The organism is Streptomyces sp. NPDC059499, from assembly GCF_042749285.1.
Taxonomy (GTDB): Bacteria; Actinomycetota; Actinomycetes; order Streptomycetales; family Streptomycetaceae; genus Streptomyces.
Window position 1 is genome coordinate 351050 of sequence record NZ_JBHYTT010000005.1, and the last position, 14381, is coordinate 365430.

General features: G+C 70.5%; 3 protein-coding genes. All 3 read right to left on the minus strand.

Annotation, left to right across the window (positions count from 1 at the left end; translation table 11 throughout):
- Positions 1 to 127: 127 nt before the first annotated feature.
- On the minus strand, positions 128 to 2974 hold the full coding sequence (locus ACFW9O_RS15710) for an amino acid adenylation domain-containing protein (protein WP_384609517.1): 2847 nt from the start codon (positions 2972 to 2974) through the stop codon (positions 128 to 130).
- The gene (locus ACFW9O_RS15715; protein WP_384609520.1) at positions 2971 to 13902 is read right to left on the minus strand and encodes an amino acid adenylation domain-containing protein; all 10932 of its coding nucleotides are present in this window, start codon (positions 13900 to 13902) and stop codon (positions 2971 to 2973) included. Before ACFW9O_RS15715 ends, ACFW9O_RS15710 begins: the two co-directional genes overlap by 4 nt.
- 85 nt (positions 13903 to 13987) lie before the next feature.
- On the minus strand, positions 13988 to 14203 hold the full coding sequence (locus tag ACFW9O_RS15720; RefSeq protein WP_329209918.1) for an MbtH family NRPS accessory protein: 216 nt from the start codon (positions 14201 to 14203) through the stop codon (positions 13988 to 13990).
- Between the last annotated feature and the right edge of the window lie 178 nt (positions 14204 to 14381).

The window sequence follows — 14381 nt, forward strand, 5'->3', positions numbered from 1 at the left end:
GTAACGCCGTGGCCTTGGCCTTGTGACGAGGGGGTGGAAGCCTTGCCCCCGCGCCGGGTCGCGGGGGCCGGAACGGGCCGCGCGGATGAACCGGCGACCCGTCACCTCCAGCGTTCCGACGTGCGGTTCAGCCCGCGCTGACCTCGACGTCACGGCCGAGGAGCGCCGCTACGACCTTGTGCACATGCTTGCCGTTGTCGGAGTTCGTCATCACCACACAGCCGTTGCCGGACCGCAGTTGCAGCGAGGTCAGCGCGCGGAACCCGGCCGTCTGCCCGCCGTGCCCGAACTCCGGGTCGGCCATCGAGCCGTCGACCACGGTGCCCAGGCCGTAGAAGCTCCCGGGGAACGCCTCCGTGAGCATGACCCCGGCGGACTTCGCGGACAGCAGGTCCGAGAAGCCGAGATGGGCCTGCCGGATCTCCACCGCCAGCTGGGCCAGATCGGAGGGCGAGGACCACAGCCCGCTGCCCGCGAGCACCGGACGTACCCGGTAGCCGTCCAGGAGCGCACTGCCGTGCTGGTCGTGACCGTCCGCGATGTCCCGGCCCACGGCGTGCGGGTCCTCGGGAGCCAGGAAGGAACTGTCCCGCATGCCCAGCGGACCGAACACGAGCTCTGCCGCCAACTCCTGGAACTCCTGTGCGGTCACATCCGTCAGCAGCTGCTCGATCATGGCCCACTGGCTGCCCGCCTTGCGGAACAGCGCCCCGGGCTCGTGCTCGGCCCCCACCTCGTCCAGTACGGCGGTCAGCTTCGGCATGGCCTCACCCGGCCGCCACCAGGTGCCGGGGGTCTGTGACAGGCCGGCCGTGTTCGACAGCAGGTGGCGCAGCGTCAGCGGGCTGCCGCCCGCCGCTCTGGGGGCGCGGCGGTCCGCCAGATAGCCGTCGATGTCCGCGTCCAGGTCGAGCACCCCCCGGTCGACGAGACGCAGCGCGGCGAACGCCGTCACGTGCTTGCTGATCGAACCGGCCTGGAACCGGGTCCGCAGCGTCACCGGAGCACCGGTCCCGGTCGCCCGGATCCCGTAGGCCTGCAACCCGACCAGCTGGCCGTCCCTGAGCAGCGCGACCGCGGCACCCGGCACTCCGTGCGCCTCCATCGCCCCGGTCACGTCGGACGCGGCCTGCGGTCCTCCTGCGGTAGCAACCGTCATCGGCCTGCTCGCTCCCCCTTCGGTCTCACCGGACCCATCGGTCCCCTCCGCCTTCGCGCCGTCGATCGTCAGCGCGAGATCCTCGATCGTCTCGCTGTCCAGCAGCATGCGCAGGGTGAGGTCGAGCCCGGCCTTCCGGGCGGCGGCCATCACATGGACGATGCGCATCGAGTCGGCTCCCAGGTCCAGCAGCCGGTCCCGTACGCCCACTTCGGGCACCTGGAGCACCTCGGCGCACGTCTCCACCAGCAGCCGCTCGGTCCTGGTGCGCGGGGCCACGTACTCCCGGTCGGCGACCAGTGCCGTACGGCCGGGTGCGGGCAGTGCCTTGCGGTCGACCTTGCCGGCCGCGTTCAGCGGCATCGCGTCGAGCAGGACGAACGCGGCGGGCACCATGTACGAGGGCAGAGACGCGGCCAGATGCGCCCGCAACTGCGCCTGTCCGGCCGGCCCGTCGGTGACCGCGTAGGCGACGAGCAGCTTCTCGCCGTTGCCGTCCTCGCGTGCGATCACCGTCGCGTCCTCGACCTCGGGGTGGGCCAGGAGCACCTCCTCGATCTCACCCAGTTCGATGCGGTAGCCCCGGATCTTCACCTGGTTGTCGATCCGGCCGAGGCACTCCAGCTCCCCGTCCGCCCTGAACCGCGCCAGGTCACCCGTCCGGTACATGCGCGAACCCGGCTGGCCGCCGAACGGCTCCGGGAGGAACCGCCCGGCCGTCAGTCCCGGCCGGCCGACGTACCCGCGGGCCACACCGGCGCCCGCGATGTACAGCTCCCCGACCACACCCACCGGTACGGGCTGCTGCACGGCATCCAGCACGTACGCCCGGTAGTTGTGGATCGGACGCCCGATCGGCACACTGCCGGCGTCCGGCGCGACCTCCCAGGCCGTGGCCCAGACGGTCGCCTCGGTCGGACCGTACTGGTTGACCAGCCGGTCCACCCGGCCGCCCAGATCACGGGCCAGCGCGGGTGGGCAGTCCTCACCGCCGGTGATGACGGTCAGCGGGACACGGCCGAGCCCGGCGGCGATGAGGAGCTTCCACCCCGCCGGGGTCGCCTGGGCATGCGTGACCCCGGCGGTTTCGATCAGCCGCAGCTGAGCGGCCGCGTCGTGCACCTCGTCGTCATCGGCGAGGACCACCCTGCCGCCCGTGATCAGCGGAAGGTAGAGCTCGGTCGTCGAGATGTCGAAGGACAGCGACGTGGGCGCCAGCCAGACGTGCTCCGGGCCCGCCCCGTACCGCTCCCGCATCGAGAACAGGACGTTCAGCAGGGAGAAGTGCGCGATCTGCACACCCTTGGGGCGTCCGGTGGAGCCGGAGGTGAACAGCGTGTACGCGAGCCGGTGCCTGCGGGACGGGTCCTTCGGATCCCGGTCCGCCGACACGTCCGGACGCGTGTCCGGCCGGGCCGCGATCAGGGCGCGGTCACGGTCGAGATCGACGACCTCACCGTCGTACCCTCCGCCGAGACGCTCGTGCAGGCCTCCCTGCGTCACGATCAGCCGGGCTCCCGCGGCGCCGAGCATGTAGGTCAGCCGGTCCGCCGGCAGCCCTGCGTCCAGCGGCAGGTGGGCGCCGCCCGCCTTCCAGATCCCCAGCAGGCAGGGCAGGGTGTCCGGCCCGCGCTTCAGCAGGACACCGACCACGGACTCGGGCCCCACCCCGGCCTCGCGCAGCCGGTGCGCGATCCGGTTGGCCCGGACGTCGAGCTCGCGGTACGTGAGGGTCTCGGCGCCCACCTGCACGGCGACGGCATCGGGGGTGGCCGAGACGGTCGCCTCGATCACCTCGTGCACGTATCTGCTCATCCCCACTCCACCTCGGTGTCGTTCCAGTCCTCGAGCACCTGGGTCAGCTCCGCCGTGGACAGGAGCGCCGCGTCCACGTCTCCGTCGGGGTCGGCCGCCATGGCCTCCAGCACCGCCCGGTACATGCCGGCGAGCCTCTCCGCGTTCGCCCGGTTCAGACCGGTGCTGACAGCCCGCAGGACCAGCCGCCCGGGCACATTGGCGATCGACAGCGTGAACTCGTTGGAGCTGTCACCCGCCCCGCCCTGTACATCGACCGTCCCGGTGTCCACCTGATGGAAGTCCTGGTAGCGGTACATGATGTCGAACAGCCTTCGCCCGCCGGCCAGGCGTTGCACAGCGGGAAGCGGATGGCGCCGGTGGTTGTACACCTCGGCCTCGCGGTCGAAGACCTGCCGGACCAGTTCGCTCCAGGTCCTCGCCGTGCGGTCGTGGGCGAACGGCAGCGTGTTGAGGTACATGCCGTAGACCCGCTCGGCCCCGGGAACCTCCGGGCGTGCGCTGTACAGCACTCCCGTGTGGAAGGCCGGCTCGTTGGTCACCGTGCTGAGCACCTTCAGGTGCGTGGCCAGCAGGACCGCCTTGAACGACGTGCCGCTGGACGTGGCCAGGGCGCGCAGGGCCGGCTCGATGTCGCGGAACTCCACCGACAGCTTGAAGTCCTCCCGCGGGGCGCCGTTGCCGTCGCCCCAGTCCGCGGGAAGTACGCACATGGAGTGCCTGTCGACGATCCCCTGCCAGTAGTCCCGGTCCTCGTCCGACTTCAGGGACTCCTGTTCCGCGGCGATGAAGTCGGCGTAGCGCACGGCCGTCGGCTCCGGCTGCTCCGGCTCCTCACCTGCGGCGTACGCGTGGTAGACGTCGAGCACCTCCATCAGAAGCGACTGCTGGCTCCACCCCTCGGTGATGGCGTGGCAGTGCGTGAAGCCGAGGTGCCAGGCCTCGTCGGACTCGACGAGCGCGGCGATACGGAGCAGCGGAGGCCGCCCGAGCTCGAACAGCTCGGCACGTTCTGCCGCGATGTGCGCCCGGCGGGACTCCGCGAACTGCTCGGCGTCCAGGCCCCGCAGATCCTGCACGCTCACCGGGATGACGGCGTTCGCACGGACCAGCTGGAGGGGGATGTCGAACTCCTCCAGGGAGAACGACGTACGCAGCATCTCGTGGCGTTCCACGATCGTCTGCCCGGCGCGGCGCAGGGCGTCGGCGTCGAAGGGCCGGCCGTCCTTGATCCGGAACGTGGACGTGTTGTGGTACTTGTTCAGCCCGTCGTCGGCGAGCATCTCGACCAGCATGCCGAGCTGCACCTTGGAGATCGGGTACGCGTCGACCAGGCCGTCCGGCAGCGTCGCCCGGATCTTGTCCGACACCTGGGCGAACGGTGTGACCGCCACATCCTCCTGGCCGGGCTCCGTTCCGGTGAGCGCGATGGCGAGCCCGGCGACCGTGCGGTGCTGGAAGACGTCCCGGACACCGGCTTCGAAGCCCTCGGCGCGCAGGGCACCGACCAGGGCGATGGCCTTGATCGAGTGACCGCCCAGATCGAAGAAGTTGTCCTCGACCCCGACCCTCTCCAGCCCCAGAACACGACGCCAGACAGCGGCGATGCGTTCCTCGGTGGGGTTGCGGGGGGCGAGGTAGGTGTCCTCCGCCGATCCCTCGGGGTCGGGGAGCGCGCGGCGGTCGATCTTGCCGTTCGCGGTCAGCGGGAGCGCGTCGAGCCCGACGAAGACGGACGGGACCATGTACTCGGGGAGCGAAGCCCTGAGCCCCTCGGCCAGGTCGTCGGTGCTGCCGACGACGTACGCGATGAGGCGCTGGTCCTCGGACACCACCACGGTGGCGTCGGTGACCTGCGGATGTGCGACCAACGCGGCACGGATCTCACCGAGCTCGATGCGATACCCCCGCACCTTGACCTGGTCATCGATACGGCCCAGGAACTCGACCGCACCATCACTACGCCACCGCACCAAGTCACCCGAGCAATACAGACGCGCACCCGCCGGCCCGAACGGGTCGGGCACGAACCGCTCTGCGGTGGCGCCTGGACGGTATGCGTAGCCGCGTGCCACACCGGTACCACCGACGAACAGCTCACCCACCGCACCCACAGGGACCGGCTGCAGACCCGCGTCCAGGACCCGCATGGTCATGTTCGGCAGCGGACGCCCGATCGGCACCACACCCTCGAACGCCTCAACGAGCGGGAAGACACAGGTCCCCACGGTGGCCTCGGTCGGACCGTACTCATTGAGTACACGGCCCTCACCGAGCAACACCCGCCAGCGCTCCACCAGACCACCCGGCAACGCCTCACCCGCCACGACGACACGCGACGTCAGGGCCTGGATCTGCTGGTCGGACAACTGGCCGGACAGCACTTCGAGATGGCCCGGAGTCAGCTTCATGAAGGAGAACGGACCGGCTTCCGCCAGGCTCTCGCCCAGCTCCGTCAGCTCCCCGTCCCACAGCCACGCCCGCTGACCCGCAGCCAGCGGCGCCCACACATTCGGCACCACCAGGTCGAAGGCCACCGACGAGAACACCGGCGCACCACCCGAACCCGATCCCACCAACTCCCGCACCGCCCAGTCCACATGATTCACCAGACTGCGATGCGAAACCTGCACACCCTTCGGCCGCCCCGTCGAACCCGACGTGAACACCGTGTACGCCACCGAATCCAGATCCAGCACACCAGAAGGAACCGAACCCGGGAACGACGACACATCCCCTTCGGCCAGCACCGTCTCCACGCCCGGGAAACGATCCGCATACGCACCAGAGGTCAACGCGACCGTCACCCGGGCGTCCTCGACCATCCCCGCGATACGACCCGCCGGCAGCACCGGGTCCATCGGAACGAAGCCGCCACCCGCACGCCACACCGCCAGCAACGACACCACCAGATCCACCGAACGATCCAGCAGCACCGCAACCGTCGACTCCGGGCCCACACCAGCCGCACGCAAACGATGCGCCAACCGATTCGCCCGCACATCCAACTCGGCGAACGACAACGACCGCCCACCGGCCTCCACAGCCACCGCATCCGGCACCGCGGAAACCCAGCGGCCCACCAGCTCAGGCACCGACACCTCCGGCACCACCACCGCCGAGTCGTTCCACCCGGTCAGCACCAGATCGCGCTCACCACCGGGCAGGAACACCTCACGGGCATCACCCTCCACATCCGCGGCCATCGACTCCAGCACCGACCGGTACATCGCCGCGATCCGCTGTGCGCCGGCGTCGCCGAGCACCTGGGGGTTGACCGTGAGAAGCAGACCGCTGCCACGGGCGGCGACGGCGAGACCGAACTCCGTGGCACCCTCACCGTCCCCGGAGTCGGTGTCGACGACGTCCGACTCCGCCTGGGCGTCCGCCAGGTCGAGATAGCTGAAGCGCACGTCGAGGAGGCGCGTGCCGTCGCTCAGTTCGCGCTGCATCACCGGCATCGGGAAGCGACGGTGCGGCCAGAGCGCGCCTTCCTGGTCGAAGACCTGGCGGATCAGCTCCCGCCAGGTTCGTGCGCCGCGCTCGTAGGCGAACGGCACGGTGTTGAGGTACATGCCGTAGACCCGCTCGGCGCCCACGACCTCGGGCCGGCCGCTGGAGACCAGGCCGGTGCAGAAGGAGTCCTCGGCCGTCAGCTGGCTCATCACCTTCAGGTGCGCCGCGTGCAGCACAGCCTTGAGTGACGTTCCGGTGCCGCTCGCGGCAGCCCGGAGCGCCGGGGTGAGGTCGCCGAGCGGCACGTGCACGGTGTTCGCCCGGTGCCCCGGCTCGGGGTCGCCCCAGCCGGAGGGCAGCTCGAACTTGGCGTGCGAGCCGAGTACGTCCTGCCAGTAGTTCCTGTCCTCGTCCGAGGCCAGCGACGCCAGCTCGGCGGCCACGAAGTCCGCGTACCGCACGGCGGGGACCGGCACCTCGGGCAGGGTCTCGCCGCCGCGCACCCGCAGGTAGCCCTCGACGATGTCGCTGAGCAGGGTGCGGTGACTCCAGCCCTCCGTGATCGGGTGGCAGACACTGACCGACAGCCACCAGGCCTCGTCGGACTCGACGAGTGCGGAGATGCGGAGCAGCGGGGCGCGGGACAGGTCGAACGTCTCGGCCCGCTCGGCGGTGATGTGCGCCCGGCGCGCTGCTGCCTGCTGTTCGGCGTCGAGTCCTCGCAGATCCTGCACGGTCACCGGGATGACGGTGCTCGCGTGGATGAGCTGGAGCGGAACGGCGAAGCCTTCGAGGTCGAAGGACGCGCGGAGCATCTCGTGGCGTTCCACCACGGCCTGCCCGGAGCGGCGCAGGGCCTCGACGTCGAACGGGCGGCCGTCCTTGATCCGGAACGCGGTCGTGTTGTGGTACTTGTTCAGGCCCTCGTCGGCGAGCATCTCGACCAGCATGCCGAGCTGTACCTGTGCCAGCGGGAAGGCGTCCACGAGGCCCTCGGGCAGCTTCGCCCTGTCCTCGTCCCCGATCAGCGCGAACGGCGCGACGACGGCGGACTCGGTGACAGGTTCCGTTCCCGTGAGCGCGGTGGCGAGCCCGGCGACCGTGCGGTGCTGGAAGACGTCCCGGACACCGGCTTCGAAGCCCTCGGCGCGCAGGGCACCGACCAGGGCGATGGCCTTGATCGAGTGACCGCCCAGATCGAAGAAGTTGTCCTCGACCCCGACCCTCTCCAGCCCGAGAACGCCACTCCACACTGCGGCGATGCGTTCCTCGGTGGGGGTACGGGGTGCCACGTAGGTGTCCTCCGCCGACCCTTCGGGGTCAGGGAGCGCACGCCGGTCGATCTTGCCGTTGGCCGTCAGCGGCAGGGAGTCGAGCCCGACGAACACCGAGGGGACCATGTACTCCGGCAGCGAGCCGGCCAGCCAGGCCGAGAGGTCATCGGTGCTGCCGACCACGTACGCGATGAGGCGCTGGTCCTCCGACACCACCACGGTGGCATCGGTGACCTGCGGATGTGCGACCAACGCGGCACGGATCTCACCGAGCTCGATGCGATAACCCCGCACCTTCACCTGGTCATCGATACGGCCCAGGAACTCGACCGCACCATCACTACGCCACCGCACCAAGTCACCCGAGCGGTACAAGCGCGCACCCGCCGGCCCGAACGGATCAGGCACAAACCGCTCAGCCGTCGCCCCCGGACGGTATGCGTAACCGCGTGCCACACCCGTTCCACCGACGAACAGCTCACCCACCGCACCCACAGGCACCGGCTGCAAACCGGCATCCAGAACGCGCATGGTCATGTTCGGCAGCGGACGCCCGATCGGCACCACACCCTCGAACGCCTCCACCAGCGGGAAGACACAGGTCCCGACGGTGGCCTCGGTCGGCCCGTACTCATTCAGTACACGACCCTCACCGAGCAACACCCGCCAACGCTCCACCAGACCACCCGGCAGCGCCTCGCCGGCAACCACCACACGCGACGTCAGAGCCTCGATCTGGGCGTCGGACAACTGGCCCGACAGCACTTCCAGATGGCCCGGAGTCAACTTCATGAAGGAGAACGGACCGGCTTCCGCCAGGCTCTCGCCCAGCTCCGTCAGCTCCCCGTCCCACAGCCACGCCCGCTGACCCGCAGCCAGCGGCGCCCACACATTCGGCACCACCAGGTCGAAGGCCACCGACGAGAACACCGGCGCACCACCCGAACCCGACGCCACCAACTCCCGCACCGCCCAGTCCACATGATTCACCAGACTGCGATGCGAAACCTGCACACCCTTCGGCCGCCCCGTCGAACCCGACGTGAACACCGTGTACGCCACCGAATCCAGATCGACAACCACATCCGGAGCCGACTCCGGGAACGACGACACACCGTCCTCGTCGTCGACCCGCACCACGGTCACATCGAACCGGTCCGCGTAAGCACCCGACGTCAAAGCGACCGTCACCCGGGCGTCGGCCACCATCCCCGCGATACGCCCCGCCGGCAGCACCGGGTCCATCGGAACGAACCCACCACCCGCACGCCACACCGCCAGCAACGACACCACCAGATCGACCGAACGATCCAGCAGCACCGCAACCGTCGACTCCGGGCCCACACCAGCCGCACGCAAACGATGCGCCAACCGATTCGCCCGCACATCCAACTCGGCGAACGACAACGACCGCCCACCGGCTTCCACAGCCACCGCACCCGGCGACTCGACCACCCGACGCGCCACCAGCTCAGGCACCGACACCTCCGGCACCACCACCGCCGAATCGTTCCACCCGGTCAGCACCAGATCGCGCTCACCACCGGGCAGGAACACCTCACGGGCATCACCCTCCACATCCGCAGCCATCGACTCCAGCACCGACCGGTACATCGCGGCGAGGCGGTCCGTGCCCTCCCTGCCGATGAGGTGCCGGTTCGCGGTGATCACCATGAACCCTGCGCGGGTGGAGACACCCAGCGGGAACTCGGTGGGGCTGTCGTCGAGCGTGGCCGGGTAGTCGACGAGGTCCTGGTCGACCTGCCGGAAGTTCTGGTAGCTGAAGCGGACGTTGACGAGCCGGTCGCTCGTGCTGAGCTCGCGCTGCATCACGCCCAGCGGGTACCGGCGGTGCGGCCACACCTCGATCTCCTGGTCGAAGACCTGGCGCACCAGATCGCGCCAGGTCTCGGCGCCACGGGTGAAGGCGAAGGGCAGCGGGTTGAGGTAGACCCCGTACACCCGCTCGGCGCCCACGGCCTCCGGCCTGGCGTTGGTGACGAGGGCGGTGAAGAAGGACTCCTCCGGCGTGAGCTGGCTCATCACCTTGAGGTGCGCCGCGTGCAGGACGCTCTTGATCGGTACCTTCGCCTTGCTGGCCAGGGTCCGCAGTCCGGCGTCCAGGTCGTGGTATGGCACCCAGGCGCGGTGCAGTCCGCGCGGGGTCTCCTCCGGGTCGTCGCCCCAGCCGGCGGGGAGTTCGAAGGAGGCGTTGTTCTCGAGGACCGTCCGCCAGTAGTCGCGGTCGTCGTCCCCGGCCAGGGAGACCAGTTCGGCGGCGACGAAGTCCGCGTACCGCACGGCGGCGGGTGCGGGTTCCTCGACCGGCGTCCCGTCGCGCAGCGCGCGGTAGGTCGTGGCCAGTTCCATCAGCAGGGAGTGGTGGCTCCATCCCTCCAGTACCGCGTGGCACTCGGTCAGGGTCAGCCACCAGGAGCCGTCGTCGCAGGCGTGTCCGGTGAAGCGGATGAGCGGGGCCCGGGTCAGGTCGAAGAGCTGGGTGCGCTCCTCGGCCATGAAGGCGCGCAGCGACGCCTCGACGGCGGCGCCGTCGAGGCCCCGCAGGTCCCGTGCGTCGACCGGCGAGGTGACATCGGACGGGGCGTGGACGAGCTGCAGCGGTACGGAGTAGCCCTCGATCGCGAACGAGGAGCGCAGGATCTCGTGCCGGGCCAGCACCGTGTCCACGGCCTGCTGGAGCAGCTCGCGGTCGAAGAGCTGGTCGTCGAGGATCCGGAAGCAGGTCGAGTTGTGGTAGTGGTTGCGGCCGTCGTCGGCGAGCATCTCGACGACCATGCCGAGCTGCACCTGCGCCAGCGGGTAGGCGTCGACGAGGCCGGCCGGAAGCCGGTCGAGGTCTTCCTGCGCGAGCAGGGCGAAGGGCTCGACGGCCGGTTCGGCCTTGGCCGGGGCGGGGCGTCCGGTGATGAAGGCGACGAGCTCGGCGGGGGTCCGGTGCTCGAACACGTCGCGGACCGTCACGTCGTACTCGCCGTCGCGCAGTGCGCCGACGAGCGCGACGGCGCGCAGCGAGTCGCCGCCCAGGTCGAAGAAGTTGTCCTCGACGCCGACCTGCTCGACCCCGAGGACCTCGCGCCAGACCGAGACCATCTCCTCCTCGGCCGCGGTGCGCGGCGCGACGTGGGCGGCCTCGACCCCGAGTGCGCTGCGGTCGGGGGCGGGCAGTGCGGCCTGGTCCAGCTTTCCGTTGACGGTCAGCGGGATCTTCCCGACGACGAGGAAGGCCGTCGGAATCATGTAGTCGGGGAGTGACCCGGCCAGCAGGGTCCGCAGCTCGCTGGGTGCGGCCACGGCATCGCTGGTGGGTACGACGTACGCCACGAGCCTGCGGTCTCCGGGGGTGTCCTCCCGGGCGACGACGACGGCGTCCCGTACGCGCGGGTGGGTGGTCAACGCGGCCTTGATCTCGCCCAGTTCGATGCGGTGGCCGCGGATCTTCACCTGGTGGTCGATGCGGCCCAGGTAGTCGAGGCTGCCGTCGGGCCGCCTGCTCGCGAGGTCACCGCTGCGGTAGAGCCGGGAGCCGGGCTTTCCGTACGGGTCGGGTACGAAGCGTTCGGCGGTCAGGGCCGGCCGGTTGAGGTACATGCGGGCGACGCCGGGACCGCCGACGTGGATCTCACCGGGCACTCCGACGGGTACCTGCTCGCCGTGCGGGCCGAAGAGGTGCACCTGCAGGTCGCGCAGCGGTACCCCGATCGCGTTCCCGGTGTCGGACTCCAGGTCGGACTCGGTGAGCAGGTGGTACGTGGTGTGGACGCAGGTCTCGGTGATGCCGTACAGGTTGGCCAGCGCGGTCTGCTCCAGGCCGCGGCGGGCGACCCAGGGCTTGAGGCCCGGGATGTCCAGCCGTTCGCCGCCGAACGACACGACACGCAGGGAGAGTTCGTCGAGCAGCCGGTGTCCGTCGGCGGCGAGGGAGACCAGGCTGCGGAAGGCGGACGGGGTCTGGTTGAGGACGGTGACCCGCTGCTCGGTGAGGAGGCGCAGGAAGTCCTCGGGGGCGCGGGCCACGTCCGGCGGGACGACCACGAGACGGCCGCCGTAGGCGAGGGCGCCCCAGATCTCCCAGACCGACATGTCGAAGGCGTAGGAGTGGAAGAGCGTCCAGACGTCGTTCTCGTCGAAACCGAAGTGTTCCTCGGTCGCGGTGAACAGGCGCAGCACGTTCGTGTGGCTGAGGCCGACGCCCTTGGGGCGGCCGGTGGAGCCGGACGTGTAGATGGTGTAGATCAGGTCCTCGGGTACCGCCCCGGACTCGGGGTTGCTGTCCGGGGCCTCGGCCAGGGCGGCGGTCTCCGCCTCGCCGTCCAGCACCACGAGCAGGCCGTCGACGACGTCGGTCAGGTGCGCGGCGTGCGCACCGGAGGTGACGACGATCCGGGCGCCCGCGTCCTTGAGCGTGTAGCCGATGCGCTCGGCCGGGTGCTCGGGGTCCAGGGGCAGGTAGCCGGCGCCCGTCTTGAGTACGGCGAGGAGGGTCGGCACCAGGTCGAGGTTGCGGTCCAGGCTGACGCCGACGAGGCCGCCGGGGCGGGCTCCGTGGGCCCGCAGGTGGTGGGCGAGCCGGTTGGCCCGTGCGTTGAGTTCGGCGTAGCTCAGCTGCTGGTTGCCGAAGACGAGGGCGATCGCGTCGGGGGTGGCCGCGGCCCGGTCCTCGACGAGCTCGTGGACGCAGCGGTCGGGCGCTTCGAAGTGCTCCGGCTCGGGCAGCAGGACGGCCAGATCGGATGCGTCCAGCATGTCGAGGCGGGAGAGCCGCAGGTCCGGGTCGGCGGCGGCCGATTCGACCAGACGCACGAAGTGCCGGGCCATGCGCTCGGCGGTGGCCCGGTCGTAGAGGGCGGTGCTGTACTCCAGCGTGCCCCGGACGCCGCCGTCCGCGGATTCGCTCAGCTGGAGGGTGAGGTCGAAGCGCGAGACGCGCGAGGTCGCGTGCAGGGACTCCGCCTCGACGCCGGGCAGCCGGAAGTCGCGGGTGCGTTCCCGGTGCATGGTGAAGGCGACCTGGCACAGGGGCGTGCGGGACATGTCCCGCACCGGCACGAGTTCGTCCGCGAGACGCGCGAACGGGAACTCCTGGTTGTCGAAGGCGTCGAGCACGGTCTCGCGGGCGCCGACGAGCAGTTCCCGGAACGTCGGGTCGCCCTGCCACTGTCCGCGCAGGACGAGGGTGTTGATGCCGTAGCCGATGAGCTGTTCGAGTTCGGGGCGGCTCCGGCCCGACACGACGGTGCCGACCGCGATGTCGTCGCGACCGGTGTACCGGGAGAGCAGCGCCTGGTAGCCGGCCAGCAGGGTCTGGAACGGGGTGGCGCCGTGCGCGGACCCGAGCGTGCGGAGCTTCTCCGCCAGCGGGGCCGGGATCTCGATGGGCACCGCGTCGCCGTCGAAGCTGCGGGAGGCCGGGCGGCGCCGGTCGGTGGGCACCTCGAGCGGGGTGCTGCCGGCCAGCTGACCGCGCCAGTAGTCGAACTGCTTGGTCAGGCCGTCACCGGCCAGGCGGGTGTGCTGCCAGGCCGCGTAGTCGGCGTACTGGACGGCCATCGGCGCCAGGGGTGACGGCTTGCCCTCGCCGAACGCCCCGTACACCTCGGAGAGTTCGGACATGAACAGGCCGACGGACCACTCGTCGCAGGCGACGTGGTGGAAGACCACGACCAGCAGGTGGTGGTCGTCGGCGATCCGGATGAGCCGGGCCCGCAGCGGCGAGCCGTTCTCCAGGTCGAAGGGGCGGCCGGGCTCCGCCTCGGCCAGTGCGAGGGCGCGCTGCTCCCGCTCGGCGATGTCCGCCGTGCCCGTGAGGTCGTCGACCGGAAGGCCGAACGGGGCGGGAGGGTCGATCAGCTGGACCGGCTCGGCGCCTTCGAGGCGGTACCGGGTGCGCAGGATCTCGTGCCGCGCCACCAGTTCCTCGAAGCTGCGGCGCAGCACCGAGGTGTCGAGCGGCCCGTGCAGCCGCAGGGCGACCGGGACGCTGTACTCCCAGCTGTCCGGGTCGAGCCTGCTCAGGAACCACATCTGCTGCTGACCGTGGGAGAGCGCCAGCGGTCCGCCCCGCTCGACCGGCACCACTGCGGCACGCCGGCCGCTGCGGCCTCCGGCGAGTCGGGCGCGCACCAGTTCCTCGCGCCTCTCCTCGGCCTGTCCGCCCGTGCGAACTTCGCCAGTACTCATGCTGAGCGCCCCTCCCGACCTTCGTTCCGTACGTCTCACTGGGTGTCCTGCGTGGTGCTGCGCCGGTCCTGCCGGCGGTTCCTGCTCAGGCGCCGGACTTCTCCATGCGGCGGCGCAGGCTCGCGGGCCGCATGTCCGTCCAGACCTCTTCGATGCGGTCGAGGCAGACCTGCCGGGCACCCTCGGTGCCCTCGGTGTGCCAGCCGGCCGGCAGCTCCCGGTCCGCGTCCCAGATCGAGTACTGCTCCTCGTCGTTCAGGACGACCCGGTAGACGCGGTTGTCGGTCTGCTCGTCAGCCATGTCGGTTTCCCTTCGGTGGTCGGATTCGCACTCAGCTTCGGACGCCCGCCTATATCGGCCCTCTACTGAACGCATCCGTACACACGCGGCCACAACGCAGCACGCGGCCCGGTCCCGTCGGGGGAGGCGGGACCGGACCGCGTGGGTCTCGGGGTGCTGCGGGTGGGGGGCGCCCTGC